The organism is Siccirubricoccus soli (assembly GCF_024178315.1).
GTDB lineage: Bacteria > Pseudomonadota > Alphaproteobacteria > Acetobacterales > Acetobacteraceae > Siccirubricoccus > Siccirubricoccus soli.
Window position 1 is genome coordinate 1 of the sequence record NZ_JAMZIK010000076.1, and the last position, 24,689, is coordinate 24,689.

General features: G+C 72.0%; 23 protein-coding genes. 7 read left to right on the plus strand and 16 right to left on the minus strand.

The window, feature by feature from the left end; all coding sequences use genetic code 11:
- Both NJ376_RS12670 and NJ376_RS12675 read left to right on the plus strand, forming a co-directional pair.
- The coding region (locus NJ376_RS12670; protein ID WP_252953633.1) for a pirin family protein at positions 1–721 on the plus strand (721 nt) is incomplete at its 5' end.
- A 103-nt stretch (positions 722–824) separates the two neighbouring features.
- A complete protein-coding gene (locus NJ376_RS12675; protein WP_252953634.1) occupies positions 825–1,148 on the plus strand; it encodes a YnfA family protein in 324 nt (107 codons plus the stop codon).
- A 183-nt stretch (positions 1,149–1,331) separates the two neighbouring features.
- Here NJ376_RS12675 and NJ376_RS12680 read toward each other — a convergent pair whose 3' ends face one another.
- From NJ376_RS12680 to NJ376_RS12750, 15 genes are all read right to left on the minus strand, one after another.
- Positions 1,332–2,084 (minus strand): SDR family NAD(P)-dependent oxidoreductase, encoded by a 753-nt coding sequence (locus NJ376_RS12680; protein WP_252953635.1) that lies wholly within the window; start codon positions 2,082–2,084, stop codon positions 1,332–1,334.
- 1 nt (position 2,085) lies between these two features.
- On the minus strand, positions 2,086–2,949 hold the full coding sequence (locus NJ376_RS12685; protein ID WP_252953636.1) for an isocitrate lyase/PEP mutase family protein: 864 nt from the start codon (positions 2,947–2,949) through the stop codon (positions 2,086–2,088).
- A gap of 271 nt (positions 2,950–3,220) precedes the next feature.
- A complete protein-coding gene (gene thiL, locus NJ376_RS12690) occupies positions 3,221–4,189 on the minus strand; it encodes a thiamine-phosphate kinase (protein ID WP_252953637.1) in 969 nt (322 codons plus the stop codon).
- A 13-nt stretch (positions 4,190–4,202) separates the two neighbouring features.
- Positions 4,203–4,832 (minus strand): transcription antitermination factor NusB, encoded by a 630-nt coding sequence (nusB, locus tag NJ376_RS12695; RefSeq protein WP_256476314.1) that lies wholly within the window; start codon positions 4,830–4,832, stop codon positions 4,203–4,205.
- Complete coding sequence (gene ribH / locus NJ376_RS12700; RefSeq protein ID WP_252953638.1) at positions 4,832–5,314, minus strand: 6,7-dimethyl-8-ribityllumazine synthase; 483 nt, start codon at positions 5,312–5,314, stop codon at positions 4,832–4,834. The genes nusB and ribH overlap by 1 nt, the downstream gene beginning before the upstream one ends.
- On the minus strand, positions 5,311–6,444 hold the full coding sequence (gene ribB / locus NJ376_RS12705) for a 3,4-dihydroxy-2-butanone-4-phosphate synthase (RefSeq protein ID WP_252953639.1): 1,134 nt from the start codon (positions 6,442–6,444) through the stop codon (positions 5,311–5,313). Before ribB ends, ribH begins: the two co-directional genes overlap by 4 nt.
- A gap of 11 nt (positions 6,445–6,455) precedes the next feature.
- Entirely contained in the window at positions 6,456–7,094 is a 639-nt protein-coding gene (locus NJ376_RS12710) for a riboflavin synthase (RefSeq protein ID WP_252953640.1), read from the minus strand.
- Positions 7,076–8,209, minus strand: coding sequence for a bifunctional diaminohydroxyphosphoribosylaminopyrimidine deaminase/5-amino-6-(5-phosphoribosylamino)uracil reductase RibD (gene ribD / locus NJ376_RS12715; RefSeq protein WP_252953641.1), 1,134 nt, complete (start codon positions 8,207–8,209; stop codon positions 7,076–7,078). The genes NJ376_RS12710 and ribD overlap by 19 nt, the downstream gene beginning before the upstream one ends.
- A 132-nt stretch (positions 8,210–8,341) precedes the next feature.
- Positions 8,342–10,390, minus strand: coding sequence for a hydantoinase/oxoprolinase family protein (locus NJ376_RS12720; RefSeq protein WP_252953642.1), 2,049 nt, complete (start codon positions 10,388–10,390; stop codon positions 8,342–8,344).
- Positions 10,377–12,134 carry a hydantoinase B/oxoprolinase family protein gene (locus tag NJ376_RS12725; RefSeq protein ID WP_252953643.1) on the minus strand — a complete coding sequence of 586 codons (1,758 nt, stop codon included), beginning with the start codon at positions 12,132–12,134 and terminating at the stop codon, positions 10,377–10,379. Before NJ376_RS12725 ends, NJ376_RS12720 begins: the two co-directional genes overlap by 14 nt.
- Positions 12,135–12,213: 79 nt before the next feature.
- Positions 12,214–13,155 carry an oligopeptide/dipeptide ABC transporter ATP-binding protein gene (locus tag NJ376_RS12730; RefSeq protein WP_252953644.1) on the minus strand — a complete coding sequence of 314 codons (942 nt, stop codon included), beginning with the start codon at positions 13,153–13,155 and terminating at the stop codon, positions 12,214–12,216.
- The gene (locus NJ376_RS12735; protein WP_252953645.1) at positions 13,148–14,119 is read right to left on the minus strand and encodes an ABC transporter ATP-binding protein; all 972 of its coding nucleotides are present in this window, start codon (positions 14,117–14,119) and stop codon (positions 13,148–13,150) included. The genes NJ376_RS12730 and NJ376_RS12735 overlap by 8 nt, the downstream gene beginning before the upstream one ends.
- A 118-nt stretch (positions 14,120–14,237) precedes the next feature.
- Positions 14,238–15,080, minus strand: coding sequence for an ABC transporter permease (locus NJ376_RS12740; RefSeq protein WP_252953646.1), 843 nt, complete (start codon positions 15,078–15,080; stop codon positions 14,238–14,240).
- Positions 15,077–16,090, minus strand: coding sequence for an ABC transporter permease (locus NJ376_RS12745; protein WP_252953647.1), 1,014 nt, complete (start codon positions 16,088–16,090; stop codon positions 15,077–15,079). Before NJ376_RS12745 ends, NJ376_RS12740 begins: the two co-directional genes overlap by 4 nt.
- A 6-nt stretch (positions 16,091–16,096) precedes the next feature.
- Positions 16,097–17,665, minus strand: a complete 1,569-nt coding sequence (locus NJ376_RS12750; protein ID WP_252953648.1) for an ABC transporter substrate-binding protein — start codon at positions 17,663–17,665, stop codon at positions 16,097–16,099.
- 180 nt (positions 17,666–17,845) lie between these two features.
- Here NJ376_RS12750 and NJ376_RS12755 point away from each other — a divergent pair, with 180 nt between their 5' ends.
- Both NJ376_RS12755 and NJ376_RS12760 read left to right on the plus strand, forming a co-directional pair.
- Positions 17,846–18,844, plus strand: a complete 999-nt coding sequence (locus NJ376_RS12755) for an isopenicillin N synthase family dioxygenase (protein WP_252953649.1) — start codon at positions 17,846–17,848, stop codon at positions 18,842–18,844.
- Between the two features lie 73 nt (positions 18,845–18,917).
- On the plus strand, positions 18,918–19,925 hold the full coding sequence (locus NJ376_RS12760) for a Bug family tripartite tricarboxylate transporter substrate binding protein (protein WP_252953650.1): 1,008 nt from the start codon (positions 18,918–18,920) through the stop codon (positions 19,923–19,925).
- Positions 19,926–20,038: 113 nt separating this feature from the next.
- Here the strand turns inward: NJ376_RS12760 and NJ376_RS12765 are convergent, their stop codons facing one another.
- A complete protein-coding gene (locus NJ376_RS12765) occupies positions 20,039–21,307 on the minus strand; it encodes an MmgE/PrpD family protein (protein ID WP_252953651.1) in 1,269 nt (422 codons plus the stop codon).
- A 152-nt stretch (positions 21,308–21,459) separates the two neighbouring features.
- Between NJ376_RS12765 and NJ376_RS12770 the strand changes: the two genes are divergently transcribed.
- Genes NJ376_RS12770 through NJ376_RS12780 form a run of 3 tightly spaced genes read left to right on the plus strand, consistent with a single transcriptional unit; the run spans position 21,460 to position 24,612 of the window.
- On the plus strand, positions 21,460–23,217 hold the full coding sequence (locus tag NJ376_RS12770; protein ID WP_252953652.1) for an ABC transporter transmembrane domain-containing protein: 1,758 nt from the start codon (positions 21,460–21,462) through the stop codon (positions 23,215–23,217).
- 25 nt (positions 23,218–23,242) lie between these two features.
- Entirely contained in the window at positions 23,243–23,692 is a 450-nt protein-coding gene (locus NJ376_RS12775; RefSeq protein ID WP_256476315.1) for a type II 3-dehydroquinate dehydratase, read from the plus strand.
- A complete protein-coding gene (locus NJ376_RS12780; RefSeq protein ID WP_252953653.1) occupies positions 23,692–24,612 on the plus strand; it encodes a 2-hydroxyacid dehydrogenase in 921 nt (306 codons plus the stop codon). Before NJ376_RS12775 ends, NJ376_RS12780 begins: the two co-directional genes overlap by 1 nt.
- The last annotated feature ends 77 nt before the right edge of the window (positions 24,613–24,689 follow it).

Here is a 24,689-nt window from a genome sequence, read left to right on the forward strand (position 1 = left end):
CCAGGGCGCCATCCTGCACCGGGACAGCCTGGGGACAAGCCAGCCCATCCTGCCGGGGGCGGTGAACTGGATGACGGCCGGGCGCGGCATCGTCCATTCCGAGCGGACCGATGCGGCGGAGCGGGATCATGCCAACCCGCTCTACGGCATCCAGCTCTGGGTGGCGCTGCCGAAGGCGCTGGAGGAGACCGAGCCCGGCTTCGTCCACCACCCGGCCGAGAGCCTGCCGGCCGTCACCGATGGCGGCCTCTCGCTGCGGCTGATCGCCGGCGAGGGCTGGGGGCTGCGCTCCCCGGTCGCCACCGCCTCGCCGCTCTTCTACGCGGATGCCGTGCTGGCGCCCGGCGCCGCGGTGCCGCTGCCGGAGCAGCAGGAGGAGCGCGCCGCCTATGTGCTGGAGGGCAGCGTCAGCGTCTCGGGCGATGTGTTCGAGGCGGGGCGGATGCTGGTGTTCCGCGCCGGGGACAAGCTGGCGCTGATCGCCGGGCCGCAGGGCGCGCGGCTGCTGCTGCTGGGCGGCGCCGCCATGGATGGGCCGCGCTACCTGTTCTGGAATTTCGTCGCCTCCAGCCGGGAACGGATCGAGCAGGCGAAGGAGGCGTGGCGGGCGCAGAGCTTCCCCAAGGTGCCGGGCGATGCGGAGGAGTTCATCCCGCTGCCCGAGGCGCGGGTGAAGGCCGGGGCGGCGACGAGGCCGAGCGAGGGATCGCCGACCAGCTAGAGCGTTTTCGGTTCACATGCGTGCACCGAAAACGCTCTGCGCCTTTGTTCGCAGAGCAGATTCACGCCTTCGGGCGATGCCGCCCTACGGCGATCTGCCCTAGATGCGGACCGCGCTGATCTACGCGCTGGCGGCGCTGGCCGAGATCGCCGGCTGCTTCGCCGCCTGGGCCTGGTGGCGGCTGGGCGCCTCGCCGCTCTGGCTGCTGCCGGGGGGCCTCAGCCTCGCCGCCTTCGCCGGACTGCTGACGCTGAGCCCGGCCGAGCTGGCGGGGCGCGCCTTCGCCGCCTATGGCGGGGTCTATATCGTGGCGAGCCTGGTCTGGATGTGGGCGGTGGAGGGGCGGCCGCCGGACCGGTGGGACCTGGCCGGGGCGGGGCTGTGCCTGGGCGGGGCGGGGGTGATCCTGTTCGGGGCGCGGGGTTGAGGGGGAGCTCTGCTCCCCCTCAAGCTCCCCCACGCCAAAGGCCGAAGGGCCTTTGGAAACCATGAGCTTGGCGCGCGCAGGTTCAACCTGCCGACTCAAAGGGGCCCAGGGGCCTTTCGGCCCCTGGCAGGTGGGAGCTCGAGGGGTTGCGGCGCTGCCGCAACCAGCGCCCTCCGTCGACCCTCAGGTAAGAAAAGCCCCCCCATTCACATGAATGGTCTGCCCGGTGACGTAGCCGCCTTCCGGCCCTGCCAGCAGCCGGACCATGGCGGCGATCTCCTCCACCGTGCCCTTCCGCCGCAGCGGCACCCCGCTCTCCTGCAGCGTGCTCGGCCGCGCGCCCGCCGAGGCACCACGCACCGTGTCGATGCTGCCCGGCGCCACGGCGTTGCAGCGGATGCCATGCGGCGCCAGCTCCACCGCCAGCGCCCGCATCAGCCCTTCCAGCCCGGATTTGCTGGCCGAGACATGCACCCGGTTCGGCGTGCCGATATGCGTGGAAATCCCCGACAGCCCGATGATCGAGCCGCCGCCGCGGCGGATCATCTGCGGCACCACCGCCTGGGTGAGGATGAAGGCGCCGTCCAGCGCGACGGAGAGGATCTCCCGCCACTCCGTCAGCGACATCTCCAGGAAGGGCGTCTGCCGCCGCAGCCCGGCATTGGCCACCGCGATGTCGATCCCGCCCAGCTCCGCCTCCGCCCGCGCCGCCATGGCGGCCACGGCCTCGGGCTGGGTGATGTCCGCCAGATGCGCGATGGCGGTGCCGCCGGCGGCGCGGATTTCCGCCGCCACGCCCTCGATCGCCGCCTGGTCGTGGCGGCCATTTACCACCACCGCCGCGCCGTCCCGCGCCAGGCTCAGCGCGATGGCACGGCCGATATTCCTGCCCGCGCCGGTGACGAGGGCGACCTTGCCGGCCAGCACCCCGGCCATCTCAGCCCTCCGTCACATAGGGCTTGGCCGCCGCCTCATAGGCGCCATAGCCCAGCAGCTCACGAAACTGCGCCGCCGGCAGCGCGCCCGGCGCTTCCTGCCCGCCCGATTTCACCGCCTCCAGCCCGGCCAGGATGCCGGCCATGGCGGGCGAGATCATGCCCGTCGGGAAGGTGCCGATCTTCAGGCCGAGCTCCGCCGCAAGCTGCTGGCTGGGCGTGATCCGCCCGCCGCCCGGGGACAGCACGGCGAAGGAGGGCCTGCCCTTGGCCGCGGCGACAGCGCGCCGCACCTCGCCCTCATCCGCCGGGCTATCGAGGAAGAGGATGTCGGCGCCCTCCTCCACATACATCTCGATCCGCGCCACCGCCTCCTCGATGCCGGCGGTCGGGCGGCAATCGGTGCGGGCGAGGATGAGGATGCCGCTCTCCTTCGCCGCGGCGACGGCGGCGCGGATCTTCATCCGCGCCTCCTCCCGCGGGATGCAGGGCTTGCCGGCGGAGGTCAGGCCGCGCGGGGTGATCTTGTCCTCGATGAGGATGGCGGCGGCGCCGGCCTGGCCATAGGCGCGCACCGTGCGCTGCACGTTCATGGCATTGCCGTAGCCATGGTCGCCATCCGCCAGGATGAGCAGCTCCGGCGCGGCGCGGCGGACCATGGTGAAGCTGTCGAACATCTCGCCGAAGGAGATGAGGTCGAGATCCGGCCCGCCGAGCCGGCTGGCGGCGACGCAGGAGCCGGAGAGGAAGGCGGTCTTGAACCCGGCCTGGGCGGTGAGCTTGGCCGAGATGCCATCCCACACCGCCGGCATGGCGACGAGGCCGGGCTCGGCCAGCAGGGCGCGCAGGCGTTCGGGCGGGGTCATGGCGTATCCTCGGGAGTCGGTTGGAGGGGGATGTTGAGCGCGATTCGGGGCGAGTGGAAATAGGGCGGGCCGAGAGGGGGCGCTGCCCCCTCTCGGGCTCTCCCCGGCCAAAGGCCGAAAGGCCTTTGGAAACCATGAGCTTGAGACCCGGCGGTTCGGGCCAGGGTGCTAGAGCAGATCGCGTTCAGATGGACTCATCTGAGCGCGTGAAAATGCTTGCAAAACAACAACCCAGAGCATGCTGCGTGAGCGCAAGCGAACGCAGCATGCTCTAGAAGTGGCTCCAGCCGAGGCGTGGCAGGGTCAGCGGTGCGCCGGCCGCATCCAGCACCTGCACCTCTGGCGCACCTTCGACGAAGGCGCCGATGCGGGTGACGGGCACGCCAGCCCTGGCGGCGCGCGCCGCAACCTCCGCCGCCTCGCCGGACGGCGCCGCGAAGAGCAGCTCGTAATCGTCGCCGCCCCCCAGCACCAGCGGCAGCAGCGCCGGGTCGCCGGCCAGCAGCGCCGCAGCGGCGGGGGAAAGCGGCACGGCATCTGCCCGCAGCACCGCGCCGCAGCCGCCGGCGCGGCAGAGATGGCCAAGGTCCTGGACGAGGCCGTCCGAGACATCCATCGCCGCCCGCGCCAGGCCGGAGAGCGCCTGGCCCAGCGCCAACCGCGGCTGCGGCAGCCGGTAGCGCCGCGCCAGATGGCCCCCTGCATCCGCCGGGAGCTTGCCCTGCAACACCCGCAGGCCGAGCGCGCCATCGCCGATGCTGCCGGAGACCCAGATCTCATCCCCCGGCCGCGCCCCGGCCCGGCGCAGCGCCGCCCCGGGCGCGACATGGCCGAGGATGGTGAGGGAGAGGCTGGTCGGCCCCGGGATGGAGACGGTATCGCCGCCCAGCACGCTCAGCCCGTACTCCGCCTGGTCCGCCGCCAGCCCGGCGACGAAGCCGGCCAGCCATGCCTCCGGCGTGCCCGGCGGCAGCGCCGTCGTCATCAGATAGCCGAGCGGCACCGCGCCCATGGCGGCAAGGTCCGAGAGATTCACCCGCAGCAGCTTGCGGCCGATCTCCTCCGGCGGATCCTCCGGCAGGAAATGCACCCCCGCCACCATGGCATCGGCCGCCAGCACGAGCTGCCGGCCCGGCGGCGGGTCCAGCAGCGCGGCGTCATCGGCCAGATCCAGCGCGCCGGGCCCGGCCAGCTTGCGGAAATGCCGGGCGATAAGGGCGAATTCGCCCGGCAGGGTCATCGGCCGCCGCGCCTCAGCGCCGGTGCGGCGCGGCGAATTCCTCGGCGCGCAGCGCCCGCGCCATGGCGTCCAGCACGCCATTGGCGAAGCGCGGCTCCTCGCCGCCGAAGAAGCCATGCGCGATGTCGAGATACTCGTTGATCACCACGCGCGCCGGCGGCGCCTTCTGCTCCCACAACTCGGCCGCCGCGGCGCGCAGCAGGGCGCGCAGCACCGGGTCCAGCTTGGCCAGCGGCCAATCCGCATCCAGGTGTCGGGCGATCAGCCCGTCCAGCACCTCCCCGTTCTTCGCCGCGCGGCGGACGATGGCGCTGAACAGCGGCGCATCCGCCTCCGGCACCTGGCCGTCCTCGAAGGCGCCGGTGCCGAGGCGATGGCGGAGGAATTGGGAGATGATGGGCTCGGCGGCCTCGCCCGTCTGCTCGCTCTGGTAGAGCGCCTGCACCGCCGCCAGCCTGGCGCCGGTGCGCGGCCGGCCGCGCGAGCCGGGCGCCGCCGCCGCCGCGCGCTTGCCCTTACCCGCCGGCTTCGGCGCGCTGGCAGCGGGCTTCGCCTGCGGCTTCGGCGCCTCGGGCCTTGCCTCCGCCGCCATTTCGGCGCGCAGCCGGTCGAGCTCCGGCGTCTCCGATGCTTCCTTCGGCATCAGAGACCCCAGTGCCGGCGCAGCCTGAGCTGCCCGAGCAGCGCATGCGCCGCCTCGGCCCCCTTATTGTGCTTGTCATCGCCCGAGCGGGCGATCGCCTGGGCCAGGGTGTCCACGGTCAGCAGGCCGAAGCCGATGGCGGCGCCGGTCTCGCTGGAGATGTCCATCACCCCCTGGCAGATGGCGGTGCAGATGAAGTCGTAGTGGTCCGTCTCGCCCTTCACCACGCAGCCGAGCAGGAGGAAGCCGTCATACTGCTCCTGCGTCTGGCTGAGCGCCATGCGCAGCGCCGCCGGCAGCTCATAGCCGCCGGCCACGGCCACCGTCCGGTGGGTGGCGCCGGCGGCGGCGAAGACCTGCTCCGCGCCGCGGCGCATGCCGCTTACCACCGCCTCGTAATAGGGCGCCTCAATCACCAGCAGCCGCGGCGCGGGGCCCGGAACGGGCTCTGCCACGCGCTCCGGCGCGTCGATCGTACTCATTCCACGTCCTTCCGGAGGAGCGGCCGCGTCTCGACAACCCTCAGGCCGTAGCCTTCCAGGCCGACAATCGGCCTCGGGTTGTTGGACAGCCGCACCATGTCGCGTACGCCGAGATCGGCGAGGATCTGGGCGCCGATCCCATAGTCGCGGATCTCCGGCGGTGCAACGCGGCGATCCTTGTTCCGCTTCACCTGCTCGCTCATATTCGTCGGCCGCCAGTCGCGGATGACCACCACCACGCCGCGCCCGGCCTGGGAGATCATCCGCATCGCGTCGTGCAGGTCGCGGGTGCCGGCGCCCATGATGGTGTCGTGCAGCAGGTTGGCGGCGTGCATGCGCACATGGACGGGACCGGGGGCGGTAACGTCGCCCTTCACCAGCGCCAGGTGCTCGCCACGCTCCAGCGTGTTGGCATAGACGACGAGCTGCCACTCGCCGCCGACCGGATGGTCGATCGTCCCTTCCTGGATCCGCCGCACCAGGCGTTCCGTGCGCCGGCGATGCGCGATGAGGTCGGCGATGGTGCCGAGCTTCAGGCCATGGTGCTGGGCGAAGGAGACGAGGTCCGGCATCCGGGCCATCGTCCCGTCATCGTTCATGATCTCGCAGATCACGCCGGACGGGTTCAGCCCGGCGAGGCGGGCGAGATCGACCGAGGCCTCGGTATGCCCGGCGCGGACCAGGGTGCCGCCATCCCGCGCCATCAGCGGGAAGACATGGCCTGGGGTCACCAGATCCTCCCGCCCCATTTCCGGATTGATGGCGACGGCGATGGTGTGCGCCCGGTCGGCGGCGGAGATGCCGGTGGTCACGCCCTCCTTCGCCTCGATCGAGACGGTGAAGGCGGTGGAGTGCCGCGTGCCGTTGGCGGCGGCCATCAGCGGCAGGCCGAGCTGTTCCACCCGGTGGCGGGCGAGCGCCAGGCAGATCAGCCCGCGCGCATGCTTGGCCATGAAGTTGATCGCGTCCGGCGTGGCGAATTGCGCCGGGATGACGAGGTCGCCCTCGTTCTCGCGATCCTCGTCATCCACCAGGATGAACATGCGGCCGCGTCGGGCTTCCTCGATCAGCTCCTCGGTCGGGGAGATGAATTCGGCGAAACTCGCCTTGTGTGGCAGGGCGGCGGTCATCCTGGGGTCCTTCACCTCGCGGCCGGCGGGGACAGGGCCCCCGGATCGGCCGCCACCAGCCGCGCGACATAGCGGGCCAGAGTATCGATCTCGATATTCGCCCGCGCGCCGGGCTGCAGCGTCCCGAAGGTGGTCACGGCGGCGGTGTGGGGAATGATGTTGACCCCGAACACGTCCCCGTCAACCTCGTTGACCGTCAGCGAGACGCCATCGATGGCGATGGAGCCCTTCACGGCGACGAAGCGCGACAATCCGGTCGGCAGCCTGAACCGCCAGCGTACCGAACCATTCTCCGGCGTCGCCGAGAGCACCTCCGCCACCCCGTCCACATGGCCGGAGACGAGGTGCCCGCCCAGCTCGTCGCCCATGCGGAGCGAGCGTTCGAGGTTGACGCGGCTGCCCGGGCGGAAGCCGCCCAGGGTGGTCTTCGACAGGGTCTCGGCCGAGGCATCCACCGCGAACCAGTCGCCGCCGAGCTGGACCGCCGTGAGGCAGCAGCCGGAGCAGGCGATGGAGGCGCCGATCACCGCCTTCTGCGGCTCCGCCAGGAAAGCCGGGGAGGTGCCGATGACGAGGCGCATATCCTGCCCCTCCCCGATCGGCTGCACCTCCCTGACCGTTCCGAGGTCGGTCACGATTCCGGTGAACATGGCCCCTCGGCCTCCTCGTTGACGAATTCGCTGAGCCAGTCCGCCCCGACGGGCCGGCTGGAAACACGCCGGAATCTGGGCATGGCGGAAAGCAGGTCCAGCGGCAAGGGCTGCACCGCCGGAAGCCCATCCCCGCCCATGATCCCGGGCGCGTGGAACCAGGCGAGGTGCTGGACCAGCCGGGCCCGGAGCAGGGCGGCGGCCAGCCCGGCGCCGCCCTCGGCCATGACCCGGGTGATGCCCCGCTGGGCCAGCGCGCCGAGCAGGGCGGCGAGGTCGAGCCCCCGCCGCTCCCGCCGCACCGTCAGGATCTCCACCCCCGCCTCCTGGTAGGGCGCCAGGGCGGCGGGCTTCTGGCCAGTGCGGGTGGCGATCCAGGTCGGCACCTGCCGCGCCGTGGCAACGAGTTTCGCCCCGAGCGGCGTGCGCAGCCGGGAATCCGCCACCACCCGGGCGAGCGGCACGCGGGCCATGCCGGGCAGACGGCAGGTCAGCTCCGGATCATCGGCCAGCACCGTGCCGCTGCCGACCAGGATGGCATCGTGCCGGCCGCGGATGGCGTGGGCGGCACGGCGGGCTTCCGGGCCGGTGATCCACTGGCTCTCGCCCGTGGCGGTGGCGATGCGGCCATCCAGCGTGGTGGCGAGCTTCAGGGTGACGAGCGGCAGGCCGCTTGTGATGCGGCGGGCGAAGCCGGCATTCAGCGCCTCCGCCTCCGCCCGGAAGAGGCCGGTCTCGACGGTCACGCCGGCCTCCCGCAGCCGGGCGAGGCCGCGGCCGTCGACGCGCGGGTCGGGGTCGCCGGCGGCGACGACCACGCGCCGCACCCCGGCGCGGATCAGCGCGTCGCAGCAGGGGGGCGTGCGGCCCCAATGGGAACAGGGCTCCAGGGTGACATAGGCGGTGGCGCCCCGGGCGGCCTCGCCGGCCCGGTCCAGGGCCTGGGTCTCGGCATGGGGACGGCCGCCGGGCTGGGTCCAGCCGCGGCCCACCACCCGGTCGTCCTTCACCAGCACGCAGCCGACGGCCGGGTTGGGCCAGGTATTGCCCAGGCCGCGCCGCGCCAGGGCCAGGGCGGCGCGCATATGTGCCCGGTCGGCGTCAGACTCGGCCATGGGGGAAGGCTTGCAGCATCATCCGGGGAAAGTGGCGTGGCGGGGAGATGAGCGGAAGGGGGGGGCGAGGAGGGCGCTGCCCTCCTCGAGCTCCACCCGCCAAAGGCCGAAAGGCCTTTGGAAACCTTGAGTCTAGCCGCGCTCCAGCAGCACCGCCCCGGCAGGTAGTACCCGGCCGTGCCAGCCGGGCGGGACCAGGGTGGTGGCGTCGAGCTGGGTCAGGATGGCGGGGCCGGCGAACCCCTTCCCGGCGGCCAGCCGGGCGCGGTCCAGGATCCGCGCCTGCACCGCGCCTTCCGGCCGGCGGAGGGGCTGGGTGCCGATCTCCGCGCCCTGGCCGCCACGCGGGGCGGGCATGGCAGGGGCCGGCAGGCGCCCCGCCGCCTCCACCCGCAGCGTGACGATCTCGATGGCGATGCCGGGCAGGTCGAACCCATAGAGGCCGCGATGCGCGGCGGCGAAGCCCTCGGCCAGGGCAGGGCGGGGATCGGCCGCGGCCGGCCAGGGCACCGCCAGCTCGAAGCCCTGCTCCTCATAGCGCAGCAGGGCGATGCGGCGGGTGCTGCGGTCCGCCTCCGCCACCGCCTCCTGGGCGAACCAGGCGGCGGCCTCTCCCTCCAGCGCGGCGAAGCCCGCCTCCAGTCCGACGGGGTCGGCCCCGGCCAGGGGCTGCGCCACGCTGCGGCTGAACTCCGCCTTCAGATCGGCGGCCAGTAGCCCCTGGGCGCAGAGCACCCCAGGCGAGGGCGGCACCAGCACGCGGTTCATCCCCAGCAGCTCCGCCAGCGCCGTGCCGTGCAGCGGCCCGGCGCCGCCGAAGGGGACGAGGGCGAAGCCGCGCGGATCATGCCCCCGCTCCACCGAGACGATGCGGATGGCGCCGACCATGGTGTTGTCGGCGATGGCCAGGATGCCGCGCGCCGCTGCCTCCGGCGTGAGGCCCAGCGGCTGCGCCACATGCTCGGCGATGGCCGCCTCTGCCCGCGCCAGGTCCAGCGCCATCCGCCCGCCCAGCAGGGAAGGCGGCAGGTGGCCGAGGACGAGATGCGCATCCGTCACCGTCGGGCGGGTGCAGCCGCGGCCATAGCAGGCGGGGCCGGGATCGGCGCCCGCGCTCTCCGGCCCCACCGTCAGCGCCCCGCCGGCAACCCGCGCCAGCGAACCGCCGCCGGCGCCGATCGTCACCATGTCCACCATCGGCAGGGGCAGCGGCCAGGGCCCAACCCGCCCGGATTGCGTCAGCCCCGCCTGGCCGCCCTTGATAAGGCAGATATCCGCCGAGGTCCCGCCGATATCGACGGTGATGATGTCCGGAATGCCCGCCGCCCGCGCCATGGCGGCGGCGCCGACCACGCCCGCGGCCGGGCCGGAAAGCGCCGTCTGCACCGGCGCGCGGCGGATGGCGGCGGCGCCGGCAACGCCGCCATTGGAGCGCATGAGCAGCAGCGGCGCGGCGATGCCGCCCCTGGCCAGCCTCTCCTCCAGCCGCCCGACATAGGTGGCGACAGCGGGCATGACGGCGGCGTTCAGCACCGTCGCCATGCTGCGCTCATACTCCCGCACCACCGGCAGCACGTCGCAGGAGGCGGTGAGGGCCAGGCCCGGCGCCACCTCGCGGGCGATCGCCAGCGCGCGGCGTTCCTGGGCCGGGTTGGCGAAGCTGTGCAGGAAGCAGATGGCGATGGCCTGGGCGCCGCCCGCCTGCGCGGCGGTGACGGCGGCGCGGACGGCCGCTTCGTCCAGCGGCGCCAGCTCCGCACCATCGGCGCCGATGCGGCCGGGGATCTCGAAGACCAGGGCGGGCGGAACCGGGCGCTTCGGCTTGCGCCAGGCCCAGAGATTGTCCCGCCGCGGCAGATCGGCCCGGCCGATTTCCAGCACATGCCGGAAACCCTTTGTGGTGAGCAGCGCGGTCGGTGCCGTCTTGCCCTCGAGGATCAGGTTGGTGGCGACGGTGGTGCCATGCAGCACCCGGCCGATCTCGCCCGCGCTTCGCCCCGCCTCCGCCAGCGCCAGCCCGACGCCGGTGAGGAAGGCCTCGGAGGGATCGCGCGGGGTGGAGGGCGTCTTCGCCGTCCAGGCCTCGCCGGTCGCGGCATCCTGCAGGGTGATGTCGGTGAAGGTGCCGCCGATATCGACGGCGACCAGCAGGTCGCGCTCCCCCGGCTTAGGCGACGGCATCGGCATAGCCCTTGCGGTGGAACAGCTTCACCTCGCCGCGCGCCTCGCGCCGCGCGGCCGTCGCCGCCACATCCACCTTGCCGTCGCGGATCACCACGCCGTAGTCGCGCTCGGCCGCCGCCATGCTCACCGCGCCCCCCTGCACATCCGCCAGCACCAGCGCCGGGTCCCGTGCGAAGGGGTGCCCCCAGCCGCCACCGCCGCCGGTCTCCAGCCGTAGCACGTCGCCGCGCTTCAGCACCGTGCCGTCCGAGAGCGGCGGCAGCACCCGCTCATCCGCCCGGCCAAGATTGACCACGGCGCGGCCGCTGCCGCCATTCATGCCGCCGGCCACGCCCCAGGGCGGGTTCTTCACGCTGTCGATGCGGATGGCGAGCTGCGCCTCCTCGCACAGCACCTCGTACTCCCGCACCACACCGCAGCCGCCGCGGAACTGCCCTGCCCCGCCGCTGTCGCGGTGCAGCCCGTATTCGCGCAGCCGCACCGGATAGGTCAGCTCCATGAACTCCGCCGGGTAATTCTCCTGCGCGACGAAATAGACGGCATCCACCCCATCGGCGAAGGGCCGCGCGCCATAGCCGACGGCGACGCCGTCGCTCATCAGGAAGCGGCGGCCAGCATGCGCGCCGCGCAGCGCCAGGATGACATAGGCGGAATGCGCCGCCGGCGCCTCGCCCCGCCGCGCCACCGCCACCAGCCCATGCATCGCCGCCAGCAGCCGCATCATGGTCAGCCCGCGGAGGCCGAGCGGCGCCGGGGAGCGCGGCCAGAGCAGCGAGCCCTCCCGCAGCCGCACCTCGTCGATGGCGCGGGGTCCGCCGGCATTCAGCACCTGCCCCGCCTCGCCCTGGAGGAAGTAGAGGCCGAGTGCCATGCCCGGCACATCCGGGTGCATCAGCAGGTTCACCGGGCCCTGTGCCTGGTCGTCCGTCGCCGTGGCGTCGAGGATGAAGCGGTCATCCTCGGTGCGCGTCAGTGCGAGGCGCAGCACGAAGGGGCCGTTGCCCTGGCCGTCGCTGTCGATCGCATCGGCGAAGCGGGTGGTGCCGACCGGGAAGGCCGCCCGCAGCTTGGCGCGGACCAGGGTTTCCGTCCGCCGCAGCAATTGCGCGAAGGCGTCCGCCAGCACCTCCGCCCCGAAGCGCGCGGCGAGCTCGGCAACCCGCGCCTCGCCCAGCCGCACCGCCGCCATCAGCGCGCGGGTGTCGCCCTGGGATTGCAGCGGGAAGCGGCTGTTGCGCCAGAAGGTGCGGAGCAGATCCTCATTCGCCACGCCATCCCGCATCAGCCGCACCGGCGGGATGATGATGCCCTCCTGGAAATGGTCGGTCGCGTCGGGGCTCAGCGAGCCGGGGCGCAGCCCGCCGATATCGGAGAAATGCGCCCAGCCCATGACGAAGCCGACGCGGGTCTCGCCCAGGAAGACCGGCGCCAGGAAGACCTGGTCGTTGGAATGGGAGACGGCGCCGCGGCTGCCGTAGCAGTCATTGTACCAGTAGAGGTCGCCCGGCCGCATGCTCTCCAGCGGATAATGCTGCAGCACCGGGCCGACGATGTCGCCGAAGATCGGCAAATCGCTGCCCACCGCCATGGCGCCGGAGGCATCGAAGAGCGCGGTGTAGAAATCCTTCTTCTCGCGGATGAAGGCGGACATGGCGGTGCGCTCCAGCAGCGCCTCCATCTCCGCCTGGGCGGCGCGGGCGGCGCCGCGGATGATCTCGAGCGTGACGGGATCGCAGGACATCAGCATTCCCGAGGAAGGGCCCTGCCCTCCCTCGGGCTCCCTCCCGCCAAAGGCCGAGGGGCCTTTGGAAACCATGAGTTCAGGCCGCGAGATGGCATGCGACTCCGTCCTTCAGTACTGGCGCCTCGGTGGCGCAGCGGGACTCGGCGGCGCCGCACCGTGGGTGGAAGCGGCACCCGGTTGGTACGGCGCGCAGGCTGGGCGGGTCGCCGGGCAGGCCCGGGCCTGCGGCGGCGCCGTCCAGCCGCGGCGCGGCGGCCAGCAGGGCGCGGGTATAGGGGTGGCGCGGCGCGGCGAACAGCCGCGCCGCCGCGCCTTCCTCCACCACCCGGCCGAGATACATCACCGCCACCCGGTCGCAGACGCGGCGCACCACGGAAAGATCGTGGCTGATGAAGAGGTAGGTGAGGCCGAAGCGCTCCCGCAGCTCCTGCAACAGCCGCAGCACCGCGGCCTGGACGGAGAGGTCCAGCCCGGCCGTCGGCTCGTCCAGGATCACCAGCTTCGGCCGCAGCAGCAGGATGCGCGCCAGGCCGATGCGCCGCTGCTGCCCGCCGGAGAGCTCATGCGGGTAGCGGGCGGCGAAGGCGGGATCGAGCCCCACCGCCTTGAGCATCTCGGCGATGCGCGCCTCGCGCTCCGCCGCATCCGCAACGCCATGGATGCGCAGCCCTTCCGCCAGGGTGGCACCCACCTGCCACCAGGGATCGAGTGCCGCGCCGGGGTCCTGATGCACATACTGCACGGCGGCGCGGGTGCGGCGCGCGGCGGCCGGGCCCTCGCCGCCCACCTGGCGGCCTTCCAGCCGGATCTCCCCCGCCGCCTCGCGCTGCAGGCCGAGCAGGGTGCGCGCCAGGGTCGTCTTGCCGCAGCCGCTCTCGCCGACCACGCCGAAGGTCTCGCCGGCGGCGACGGAGAGATCGACGCCATCCACCGCCCGGACGCCGGGCCGCCGGCGGAACAGCCCGCGCCGCGCGCCAAGCTCGACGACGAGCCCGCTGGCTCCGACCAGCTCAGCCACGGGCCGCCTCCCCATGCCAGGGGCAGGCGACCGCGCGCGCCTCGCCGACCGGCAGCATCGGCGGCACCTCGATCGGGCAGCCGGAATGGATCTGCGGGCAGCGCGGATGGAAGCGGCAGCCGGGCGGCTGCGCTGTCGCTGCCGGCACCGTCCCGGGAATGCCAAGGAGATCCGTGGCGCGGTCCGGATGGCAGGCCAGCAGCATGCGCGCATAGGGGTGCAGCGGCGCATCGAGCACCGCCCGGGTCGGCCCGGTCTCCGCCACCCGCCCGGAATAGAGCACCGCCACCTGGTCGCACACCGTCGCCAGCACGCCAAAATCATGCGTCACGAAGAGCAGCGACAGGCCGCGCTCCGCGATGAGCTGGCGTAGCACCGCCAGGATCTCCCGCTGCGTCGTCACGTCCAGCGCCGTGGTCGGCTCATCGGCGACGACCAGGGAGGGCTCGCAGGAGAGCGCCGCCGCGATCAGCAGCCGCTGCCGCTGCCCGCCGCTGAACTGGTGCGGGTATTTCGCCAGCGCCCCGCCCGGATCGGGCAGCTGCACCGCGCGGAACAGCTCCACCAGCTTCTCCTTGTGGTCCCGCCGGCTGCCGGGCGCGTGCCGCCGCATCACCTCCAGGATCTGGTCGCCGGCGCGGAACACCGGGTTCAGCGACAGATAGGGGTCCTGCGGGATGAAGCCGATCCGCCCGCGGGCCGAGGCGCCGCGATCGGCCAGGATGTCCCGCCCCTCGAACAGCACCGCGCCCTTCGGCACGGTGGCGCCGCCGGGCAGGATGCCGAGGATGGCGCGCAGCAGCGTGGATTTGCCGCAGCCGCTCTCGCCCACCACGCCGAGCGAGCCGCCCTTCGGCACGGCGAGCGTCACATCGTCCAGGATGCGCGCCGGCCCGGCATCGGTGCGGATATGCACGGCAAGGTTCTCGACCGAGAGCAGCGGCCGCGCAAGGGTCGCGCCCATCATGCGGCGCCTCGTGCTGCCCTGCCGCGGCTTTGCCGAGGCAGGCTGTGCCGAAGCACTGGCCGCAGGGGGAGGCCGGGGCCGCCGCGGAACCGCGCAGCGGCTTCGTGGGGAGGCATCAATGCCGGCTCCTCCGCAGCCGCGGGTCGGCGATGTCGCGCAGCCCGTCGCCCAGCAGGTTGAAGCCCAGCACCAGCAGCAGGATGGCAAGGCCCGGGAAGGTCGGAAACCACCAGGCCTCCGGCAGGTGCTGCCGGGCCTCGGCCACGGCCAGCCCCCAATCCGGGTCCGGCGGCGCCGCGCCGACGCCGAGGAAGCCGAGCAGCGCCGCGGTGAGGATGGTGAAGCCCATGCCGATCGTCGCCCGGATGAGGATGGCCGGCGCCGCGTTGGGCAGCACATGCAGCAGCAGGATACGCGGGGTGGAAGCGCCGATGCCGGCCAGCGCATCGACGAAGAGCGCGCCGCGCAGCCGCCGCGTCTCGGCATAGACGGTGCGGGCGAAGAAGGGCCAGTAGGTCAGGGCCAGCGCCAGCATGGCGGTGGTCAGCCCCGGCGCCAGCAACTGCCCCAGCGCCAGCGCCAGGATAAGCTGCGGCACGGCGAGGAAGACGTCGGTGACGCGCATCAGCAGGTCGGAGAGCCAGCCATCCCGCCACCCCGCCACCAGCCCCACCGGCACGCCGATGGCGAGCGACGCCCCCACCACCGCCACCGCGACAACCAGCGCGCTGCGCGTGCCGAGGATGACGCGGGAGAGGATGTCCCGCCCGAGATTGTCGGTGCCGAAGGGGAATTCGGCGGAGGGCGGCCGCAGCCGCTGCAGGATATGGCTTTCGAAGGCGTCTTCCGGATAGGGCGCCAGCCAGGGGGCGAAGAGCGCGACGAGGACCGCGAACAGCACCAGCGCCAGGCCGAAGCTGGCGACCCGGTCGCGCAGCAGCCGCTTCAGCGCGATCATCTTACGTCCTCCGCCACGCGCGGGTCGATCAGCGCCTGGGCCAGGTCCACCAGTACATTCACCACCGCATAGACCACGCCGACCACCAGCGTCACCGCCAGCAGCGCCTTGTAGTCGGCCGTCACGATGGCCTGCACCGCATAGGTGCCGAGGCCCGGCCAGTCATAAATGGCCTCCACCGCCACGGCGCCCGAGATGAGCGCGCCGAAGAGCAGGCCGATCTGCGTCACCGTCGCCGTCACCGCGTTGCGCAGCACGTAGATGGTGTAGAGGCGGAAACTGCCGTAGCCGGCCGCCCGCGCATAGAGCACGAAATCCTTCTGCAGCGCCTCCAGCATGCCGGAGCGGGTGAAGCGGGCGATGCTGGCAAGGCCGGGCAGGCAGAGCGTCACCGCCGGCAGCACCAGATGCCAGATGGCGTCGCGGAACTGGTCGAAGCGCCCGGCCAGCAGGCTGTCGATGGTGGCGAGCCCGGTGACGGTCGGCGGCAGGCCGAGATCCACATCGACCCGCCCGCGCAGCGGCAGGATGTCGAGATCCATGGCGAAGACGAGCTGCAGCATCAGCGCCAGCCAAAAGGAGGCGATGGCGAGCCCGCCCACCGAAAGCAGCCGGACGAGCTGGTCCACCGGCCCGTTATGGTTCAGCGCCGCCACCAGCCCGAGCGGGATGCCGATGACGGTGGCCAGGAAGAGCGCGGCGAAGGTCAGCTCCAGCGTGGCGGGCAGGCGCTGGGCGATCTCCTCCGTCACCGGCCGACCGGAGAAGATGGAGCGGCCGAAATCCCCGGTGAGGACCTGACGGATATGCACCAGCGCCTGTTCCAGGATTGGCCGGTCCAGCCCGTACTTCACCCGGATCTCGGCGATCTGCGCCGGCGTCGCGCTGTCCCCGGCCAGCGCCGCCGCCGGGTCGCCGGGGATCACCCGCGTCAGCACGAAGGTCAGCAGCACCAGCCCGAACAGCGCCGGCAGCGCCAGCAGCACCCGGCGCAGGACATAGCGTGCCACTGCCCGCTACTGCTGCGCCCAGAGGGTACGGAGCTCGCCGCCCGAGCCGACCGGGGAGAAGTTCCAGCCCTGCACCCGGCGGGAGACGCCGCGGAGATTGACCGTGTTGTACACCCAGATATCCGGGCTGTCCGCCACCACCAGCCGCGTCGCCTCCTGGTACAGCTTCTCGCGCTCCGCCTGATCCAGGCTGGTGCGGGCGCGGGTCAGCAGCTCATCGACGCGCGGGTTGCGGTACCAGCTGGACGCCTTCCAGGTGCCGTGGAAGCGGCTGTCATACATCTGGCCGATCCAATTCTCCGGGTCGATGAAATAGGCGCTGACCCAGTGGATCCAGCTATCCGGCGTCGTCTCGGGCCGGGAGGTGGAGGCGGTGATGTTCGCCCAGGTGTTCGGCACGATCTTCAGGTTGATGCCGAGCCGCCTCAGATCGGCCTGGAACATCTGCGCCGCCTGGGTGGTCTGCTCCAGCTCGGTCTGCAGGTGGATCTCGATCTCCCGGTTCAGCGGCGCGCCCGCAGCGCGGGCCCGGTCGCAATGCTCCTTCGCCTTGGCGAGGTCGAAGGCATAGGGCGCGAGATCCGGCGGGTTGCCCCAGAGGCTGTTCGGGTTGGGGCCCGCATTCCGGATGACGAAGCCGCGCAGGATGATGTTGTTGAAGCCTTCGTAGTTGAAGGCATGGGCGAAGCAGAGCCGGGCATCGAGGTTGTCGAAGGGCGGCTTGCGGTTGTTCATGCGGATGATGAAGACCCGCATGGATTCGTCCTTCTGGACGCGCGTGCGGTTGTTCCGCTCCACCCGCTCCACCTGGTCGGTCGGCAGGTAGCTGTCGCTGGCGTCGATCTCGCCGCGCTGCAGCGCCAGAACACGTGTGCTGGTCTCGAGGATCGGGCGCGCACGCACCTGGTCGAAGGGGTTGCGGTTGTGCGACCAGCCGAGGAAGTGGTCGCGGAAGCGGTTGAAATCCAGCGAGGTGCGCGCCCGGTAGGTGTCCGGGTCCACCATATAGGCGCCGGAGCCGGCATCATGCGCCGCCAGCCAGGTGGCGCCCCAGTCGTCGTTCACCGTGTTCGCCTGCACCAGCTTGCTGTTCACGATGGCGACCAGCGGCATGGCGGAAAGGAAGGGCGCATAGGGCTGGCTGAGCACGAAGCGCACCTTGTTCGGCGCCGGCGCCGTCACGTTCTCGGCCTTCAGCACCGGGCTGAAGGCGGCGGCCGGGGCGCGGTTCATCGCCAGCAGACGGCGGAAGGAATAGACCACATCCTCCGCGGTCATCACCGTGCCGTCATGGAATTTCACTCCATCGCGCAGGGTGAATTCCCAGGTGAGACCATCCTCGCTGGTGGTGGTGCCGGTGGCGAGCCAGGGCTCGAGCCGCGGCGGATTGCCCTGGTAGCGGTAGAGCCCGTCATAGGCGTTCAGCAGAATGAACTGGCTCGGCACGTCGAAGATGGCGTGCGGGTCGAGCGTCGCGGCCAGGCTGTCGCCCCAGACCATGGGCCGCGGGGCCTCTGCCTGCGCTGCGGGCACGGCGAGGAGCAGGGCGGTCAGCAGCAGGGCAAGGCGGCGCATCGCGGGTCTCCGGCAGAACCGGCGTGAGTGAAGGCCAGGGGCACCCCCTGGGCAAGGGGGCAAAGCGCACATCGCCAGGACAATGCACCGCTTTCTGCCCAGCACGGCAGCAGCCTCCGCCGGCTTGCCCGCTTGGCGCGCATGGTCCTAGGGTTGAGGCGACAGCGCAGGAGGCTTGCCATGCCCGCCACCATTCCCATCCTCGACCTCGGGCCGCTGCTGGAAGGCCGCCCCGGCGCCCTGGAAGCGCTGGGAGCCGAGCTGCGCCGCGCCTTCACCGAGGTGGGCTTCTACTTCGTCCGCAACCACGGCGTGCCCCAGCCATTGATCGACGCCGCCTTCGATGCCGCCGCGCGCTACCATGCGCAGCCGCTCGAGGCGAAGCTCGCCATGCCGTTCAACGAGCACAACCAGGGCTACCTGCCGATGCGCGGCAACACCACGCGCATGAATGCGGTGGACGGCATCAAGAAGCCCAACATGAACGAGGCGGTGTTCTTCAAGCGCGAGCTGCCGCTGGACCATCCGGACGTGCTGGCCGGCAAGCGCTTCCGCGCGGTGAACCAGTGGCCGGCGAACCTGCCCGGCTTCCGCGAGACGGCGCTGGAATACGCCGGGGCGATGGAGAAGCTCGGCAAGACGCTGGTGCCGATCTACGCCGCTGCGCTCGGCCTGCCGCATGACTGGTTCGACGACAAGTTCCGCGAGCCGATGTTCACCCTGCGCATGACCCACTACCCGCAGCAGGAGCCGACCTCGGCCGAGGATGAATGGGGCCTGGCGCCGCATGCCGATACCAGCTTCATGACCATCCTGGCGCAGAACAAGGTGCCGGGCCTGTCCATCCGCCTGCCGGACGGCACCTGGATCGACGCCCCGGCGCTGGAGGGCTGCTTCCTGGTGAATGGCGGCATGATGCTGCGGCGCTGGACCAACCAGCTCTTCCTCGCCACGCCGCATCGCGTGACCAACCGCAGCGGGCAGGAACGCTACGCCATCCCCTTCTTCATGGATTGCTCCTACGACGCGGTGATGGCGCCGATCCCGACCTGCGTCAGCAAGACGAACCCGGCGCGGTTCCAGCCCTTCACCTACCTGGATTTCATGAGCGAGTATTCCGGGGCGAATTACGGGGAACGGGGCCGCTCCGCCGCCGGGGTGGAATTGCAGGGGGCCTGAGCCCCCGCGTTTTCCCTCTTTTCATTCCGGCCGGCGCATTGCCTACTTCCCGAAAATCGGGAGGACTCACGTCATGCGCCGCCGTAGCCTGCTTTCCGGCCTTGCACTTGCGCCGTCGCTAGCCGCCCCTTGGATTGCCCCTGGGGCAGCGCGGGCGCAGAATTTCGCCGAGCGGCCGGTCACCCTGGTCACCGGCTATTCGCCGGGCGGTTCCACCGACATCGCCGCGCGCCTCCTGGCGGACCGGATGGCGGCGCATCTCGGCGCCGGCACCCGCATCGTCGTGGAGAACCGACCGGGCGCCTCCGGCGCGGTTTGCAGCGAATGGCTGAAACGCCAGCCGGCGGATGGCTTCACCTTCATGGTGGCGGAAACCGGCTCCCACGCCATTGCCCCCAACGCCATCACCAATTGGAACCGCTACGACCCGGTGAACGACTTCACCCATCTGGGCATCATCGGCGCGCCGCCCCTGGTGCTGGTGGTGAACAACCGCTTCGCCGCCAACAGCGCGGCGGAGGTGGTGGAAAGGCTGCGCAGCGCGCCACCGGAGAGCATCACCTACGCCACCTCCGGCGTCGGCGGCGTGCTGCACCTGGCCAGCGAGATGCTGGCGCAAAGCCTGAAGACCCGCTTCGTCCATGTGCCCTATCGCAGCGGAGCGCAGATGATGCAGTCCATCCATACGGGGGAGGCGCAATTCGGCATCGCCGCCCTGGCCTCCGCCAACCAGATGATCAGGGACGGCATGGTACGCGGCATCGCCGTCACCGGCCGGCAGCGCTTCCCCACCTATCCGGACATGCCGACGCTGGTGGAGGCGGGCGTGCCGGGCTTCGAATTCGACACCTGGTTCATCCTGGTGGGGCCGCCGAACATGCCCCTGCCGGCGGCCAGCGCCATCAACCGCGCGCTGGTGACCTCGCTGCACGAGGATGCGCTGCGGGACCGGCTGCTGGCAGCGGGGCACGACGCCTGGCGGGCGCCGAACGGGCTGGACGAGGCGCGGGGCTTCATGGTGCGGGAACAGGAGAAATACCGCGCGGTGGTGGCAAGGACGGGGGTTAGGCTGGAGGGGTGATCGGAGGGGTGCTGCCCCGCCCGGTTGGACACATTGGGTCCAGCCCCCGCCAGAGGCCGAAGGGCCTTTGAAAACTTGAGTCTGGGCCTCGCGGGTGGAAGCGGGCGCCTCCGCTATGGCCGGAAGGCGGCGATCAGCTCGGCGCAGCGCGGCAGGCCATCAACGCCGCGCGCCATCTCCCACATCGCCGTCCAGCGTGGGCCGAAGCCGGGCTCGACCATGCGGCGGAACTTCTCGCGCATCGCGGCTTCGGGCAGCGGGCGGTCGGGGTCGCCGGGGGTGCCGATGACGGTGCGCTCCCGCACCGTGCCATCCGCCAGGCGCAGCACCAGGGTGCAGACGCGCTCGGCCGGCTGGCGGGCGGTGTAGGCGGGCTCCTCGCGCACGCTCACCTTGGCCGCCAGGGCGCGGGTGGCGGGGTCGGCGATGGCCGCCTCGGCAAAGGCCTCCACCCAGGCATGGCCGTGCAGGATGCGCGTCGCCACGGTGAAGGGGATGCTGAAGCGGCCGGCGATGGGGGAGACCGGCGCGCGTTCCGCGAGCGTCGCGGCGGAGGCGAAGGTGGCGACCTCGATCGCCGTCACCTGCGCGGGGTCCAGCGGCGCCTCCGCCAACAGCAGCTCGATGGCTTCCAGCGCCCCCTGAGTCTCGCGGCAGCAGGCACTGGTCTTGAGGAAAGCTTCCAGGATGAAGGGCCGGGTGGCGGCTTCCTCGTAGGCGGCCGCGTCGAACCCCTCGCCGATCACCTGGCCAAAGACCACGGGGATGCCGCCGGGCTCGCCGGTGACGCCGGCCTCCAGGAGATCCACCGCCAGCAGCCCGTTCTGCGCCGCCGCGCCGGCATAGATGTTGCGCACGGAGCCGCCGCGGAGGGAGGCGGTGACGCTGGTGGCGAGGCCGAGGCTCGCGGCAAGTTCCAGCGCCGCCTGAAGCCGTGCCGGCGGGTAGCCCCGCAGCGTCGCCACCGCCGCCGCGGCACCCACCACGCCCCAGGTGCCATGCGGATGCGCGGCCGGGCGCAAGCGCATGGCATGGCCGATGCGGGAGCCTGCGTGATAGCCGGCGATGATGGCGGAGAGCAGCGCCTCGCCGCTCGGGTTGCTGGCGGCGGCCTCGGCCAGGGCCGGGGCGATGGCGTGGATGGCGGGGTGGCCGCCGGCGGCGTAGTTGCCCTCATCCAGCTCCACCGCCGTGCCGGCATGGCCGGTGAGGAAGGCGGCCATGGGCGGCGGCGCGGCGGCGGCGCAGCCCAGCAGCGGCACGCCGCCCGTCGCATGCCGCGCGGTGATGGCGGCCACGCTCCTCTCGCGGTGGCCGGCGAGGATGGCGCCGAGCGTATCGGCCAGGATCAGGGCGGCGTGGTTGCGGAGGGTGTCGGGCATGGCGGGAGTGTGCCGGGGCCGGCGCATTGATGCCAGATCAGTGCAGCGGTCCGACCGTCGGGTGCCAGACTCGTGGTTTCCAAAACCCCTCCGGCCTTTGGCGGGGAGAGGATGAGAGGGGCAGAGCCCCTCTCATCCTGCTACCCTGCCGCATGTCCCGCATCGCCTCCCTCGGCCTGTTGCTGCCTTACCTGCGTCCCTATCGTGGCCGGGTATGCCTTGCAGCCCTCGCCCTGCTGCTGTCCTCTGGCCTGGTCCTCTCGCTCGGCCAGGGCCTCCGCCACCTCATCGATGCCGGTTTCGCCAATCGCAGCACCTCCGGGCTGGACGTCGCGGCGCTGGGCATGTTCGGCCTGGTGGCGGCGCTCGGCATCGCCACGGCGGGCCGCTACTGGCTCGTCACCTGGCTCGGAGAGCGGGTCGCGGCCGATCTGCGCCGGCAGGTCTTCGACCATCTGCTTCGCCTCTCCCCCGCCTGGTTCGAGACGGCCCGGACCGGCGACATCCTCTCCCGCCTCTCCGCCGATGTGGCGCTGCTGCAGACGCTGATCGGCTCCGCCGTGTCCCAGGGGTTGCGCAATGCGCTGATGGCGGCCGGCGCCTTCGCCATGCTGCTGGTCACCAGCCTGAAGCTGGCCGGCCTCGTGGCCATCGTCGTGCCGCTGGTGGTGCTGCCGCTGGTGACCTTCGGGCGGCGGGAGAAGCGGCTGAGCCGCGTGGCGCAGGAGCGGGTGGCCGATCTCGGCGTGGCGGCGGAGGAGGCGATCTATGGCCTCCGCACGGTGCAGGCCTTCACGCGGGAAGCGGCGGAGAGCGCCCGCTACGCCGCCCAGGCGGAAGCCTCCGTGGCCGCGGCGCAGCGGCGGATCGCCACGCGGTCGATGCAGGTGCTCGCCGTCATCCTGCTCGGCTTCGGGGCCATCACCTTCGCCCTCTGGGTCGGCGGGCGGGATGTGCTGGCGGGGCGGATGACGGGCGGGGAGCTTTCGGCTTTCGTCCTCTACGCCGTGCTGATGGCCAGCGCCGGGGCGCAGATCAGCGAGGTCTGGGGCGAGGTGCAGCGCGCCGCCGGGGCGGCGGAGCGGCTGGTGGAACTGCTGGAGGTGCCGCCCGCCATCACCGCGCCCGCCCACCCTGCCCTGCTGCCGAGCCCGACGCGCGGCCGCATCGCCTTCGAGGACGTCTCCTTCCGCTACCCCTCTCGGCCGGAGCACTCGGCGCTGGATCGCATCTCCTTCACCATCGAACCGGGCGAGCATGTGGCGCTGGTCGGCCCCTCGGGCGCCGGCAAGACCACGGTGCTGCAATTGCTGCTGCGCTTCTACGACCCGCAGGCGGGGCGCATCATGCTGGATGGCGTGGACATCACCCGGGTCGATCCCGCCGCCCTGCGGTCCCGGCTCGGGCTGGTCTCGCAGGAGCCGGTGATCTTCTCCGCCAGCGCTGCGGACAATATCCGATTCGGCCGGCAGGAGGCGACGGAAGCCGAGGTCGTGGCAGCCGCGCAGGCGGCCGCGGCGGACGGCTTCCTGCGGGCCCTGCCGCAGGGCTATGCCAGCTTCCTCGGCACCAAGGGGGTGATGCTCTCCGGCGGGCAGCGGCAGCGCCTGGCCATCGCCCGCGCCATTTTGCGCGACCCGGCCGTGCTGCTGCTGGACGAGGCGACGAGCGCCCTGGATGCCGAGAGCGAGCAGGCGGTGCAGCAGGCGCTGGAAGGGCTGGCACGGGGCCGCACCACGCTGGTGGTGGCGCACCGCCTGGCAACGGTTCGCCGCGCTGACCGCATTCTGGTGCTGGAGGGCGGGCGCATCGCGGAGAGCGGCACGCATGGGGCGCTGGTGCGGCAGGGCGGGCTCTATGCGCGGCTGGCGGCGCTGCAATTCGGCATGGCGCCCGCCCCCGGCGCGTGAAACCATGCGAGCGGGGGAGTGATCCATGCCGACCGCCTATTTCCTCAACGGCCCGAATGCGAACATGTACGGGCTGGACGCCAGGGGCACCTACGGGACGGAAAGCTTCCCGGCGATCGAGGCCCGCTGCCTGGCGGCGGCCGAGCGCCATGGGCTGGAGCTGGAGTTTCGCCAGACCAATGACGAAGGCCAGCTCATCGACTGGATCCAGGAAGCCCGCGAGCGCGCCGATGGGCTGCTGATCAACGCCGCCGGCCTGTCCTACACCTCGATCGCCGTGCTGGATGCGCTGCTGATGATCGAGGGCCCCGTGATCGAGGTGCATATGAGCAACATCCACCGCCGCGAGGCCTTCCGGCACAAGACCTTCACCAGCAAGGCGGCGACCGCCTCCATCTGCGGGCTCGGCCCGCTGGGCTATGAGCTGGCGATCGGCGCCATGGCGGACCTCATCGCCGCCGGGGTGTCGCGCTGATGGTGGCCGTCGGCTTCTTCAGCGAGGTGGACGATCCGGAGGATTGGCACCGCGCTCTCCGCGCCGCCCTGCCGGAGGCGGAGTTCCGCGTGGCGCCGGAGCTCGGCGACCCAGCGGAGATCGAGGCGGCGCTGGTCTGGAAGCCGCCGGCCGACTTCTTCGCGCCGATGCGCAGGCTGAAGCTGGTGGTCAACCTGGGCGCCGGGGTGGATAGCCTGGTGGGGCGGGACGATCTGCCGCCCGTGCCCATCGCCCGGCTGAACGACCCCGGCATGGTGCAGCTGATGACCAGCTACGTGGTCTTCGCCGTCACCCGCTATGCCCGGGACATCCACCATTTCGAGCGGGCGCAGCGGCGCGGCGTGTGGGAGTACCGCCACCCGCGGGCGTTGGACCGGATCAAGGTGGGCGTGCTGGGGCTCGGGGAGTTGGGCGGGCCGGCGGCGGCGGCGCTGGCGGGCATGGGCTATAGCGTCACCGGCTGGTCCCGCAGCCCGAAGCATATCCCGGGCGTGCGCTGGGAGGGCTCGCTGGACGCGGTGCTGGCGGAGAGCGAGATCCTGGTGGCGCTGGTGCCGTTGACGCCGGAGACGCGCGGGCTGATCGGCGCGCGGGAACTTGGCCTGCTGCCGCGGGGCGCCAAGCTGGTGAATGCCTGCCGCGGGCCGGTGGTGGATGAGGCGGCGCTGCTGGTCGCGCTCAGCGACGGCACGCTGGAAGCGGCGACACTCGACGTCTTCAACCAGGAGCCACTGCCGGAGGGGCACCCGCTGTGGCGGATGGAGAATGTGCTCATCACCCCGCACCTCGCCAGCATCACCGTGCCGGAGAGCGCGGCGCGCGACGTGGCGGAGAGCATCCGCCGCGTCCTCCGCGGCGAGAAGCCGCTGCATCGGGTCGATCCGGGGCGCGGGTACTAACGATCCCCATGACACCGCTGGCGCGGCGTCATGGGGGGCCCCGAAGGCGCTCGGTGACCGAGCCTCGCACAGCCGCG

Bases quoted from the DNA above. Each gene is read 5' to 3' on its own strand.
- NJ376_RS12675 (WP_252953634.1), top strand. From the start codon at position 825: ATGCGGACCGCGCTGATCTACGCGCTGGCGGCGCTGGCCGAGATCGCC.
- NJ376_RS12680 (WP_252953635.1), bottom strand. From the start codon at position 2,084: ATGGCCGGGGTGCTGGCCGGCAAGGTCGCCCTCGTCACCGGCGCGGGC.
- NJ376_RS12685 (WP_252953636.1), bottom strand. From the start codon at position 2,949: ATGACCCCGCCCGAACGCCTGCGCGCCCTGCTGGCCGAGCCCGGCCTC.
- thiL (WP_252953637.1), bottom strand. From the start codon at position 4,189: ATGACCCTGCCGGGCGAATTCGCCCTTATCGCCCGGCATTTCCGCAAG.
- nusB (WP_256476314.1), bottom strand. From the start codon at position 4,832: ATGCCGAAGGAAGCATCGGAGACGCCGGAGCTCGACCGGCTGCGCGCC.
- ribH (WP_252953638.1), bottom strand. From the start codon at position 5,314: ATGAGTACGATCGACGCGCCGGAGCGCGTGGCAGAGCCCGTTCCGGGC.
- ribB (WP_252953639.1), bottom strand. From the start codon at position 6,444: ATGACCGCCGCCCTGCCACACAAGGCGAGTTTCGCCGAATTCATCTCC.
- NJ376_RS12710 (WP_252953640.1), bottom strand. From the start codon at position 7,094: ATGTTCACCGGAATCGTGACCGACCTCGGAACGGTCAGGGAGGTGCAG.
- ribD (WP_252953641.1), bottom strand. From the start codon at position 8,209: ATGGCCGAGTCTGACGCCGACCGGGCACATATGCGCGCCGCCCTGGCC.
- NJ376_RS12720 (WP_252953642.1), bottom strand. From the start codon at position 10,390: ATGCCGTCGCCTAAGCCGGGGGAGCGCGACCTGCTGGTCGCCGTCGAT.
- NJ376_RS12725 (WP_252953643.1), bottom strand. From the start codon at position 12,134: ATGTCCTGCGATCCCGTCACGCTCGAGATCATCCGCGGCGCCGCCCGC.
- NJ376_RS12735 (WP_252953645.1), bottom strand. From the start codon at position 14,119: ATGGGCGCGACCCTTGCGCGGCCGCTGCTCTCGGTCGAGAACCTTGCC.
- NJ376_RS12740 (WP_252953646.1), bottom strand. From the start codon at position 15,080: ATGATCGCGCTGAAGCGGCTGCTGCGCGACCGGGTCGCCAGCTTCGGC.
- NJ376_RS12750 (WP_252953648.1), bottom strand. From the start codon at position 17,665: ATGCGCCGCCTTGCCCTGCTGCTGACCGCCCTGCTCCTCGCCGTGCCC.
- NJ376_RS12755 (WP_252953649.1), top strand. From the start codon at position 17,846: ATGCCCGCCACCATTCCCATCCTCGACCTCGGGCCGCTGCTGGAAGGC.
- NJ376_RS12760 (WP_252953650.1), top strand. From the start codon at position 18,918: ATGCGCCGCCGTAGCCTGCTTTCCGGCCTTGCACTTGCGCCGTCGCTA.
- NJ376_RS12765 (WP_252953651.1), bottom strand. From the start codon at position 21,307: ATGCCCGACACCCTCCGCAACCACGCCGCCCTGATCCTGGCCGATACG.
- NJ376_RS12770 (WP_252953652.1), top strand. From the start codon at position 21,460: ATGTCCCGCATCGCCTCCCTCGGCCTGTTGCTGCCTTACCTGCGTCCC.
- NJ376_RS12775 (WP_256476315.1), top strand. From the start codon at position 23,243: ATGCCGACCGCCTATTTCCTCAACGGCCCGAATGCGAACATGTACGGG.
- NJ376_RS12780 (WP_252953653.1), top strand. From the start codon at position 23,692: ATGGTGGCCGTCGGCTTCTTCAGCGAGGTGGACGATCCGGAGGATTGG.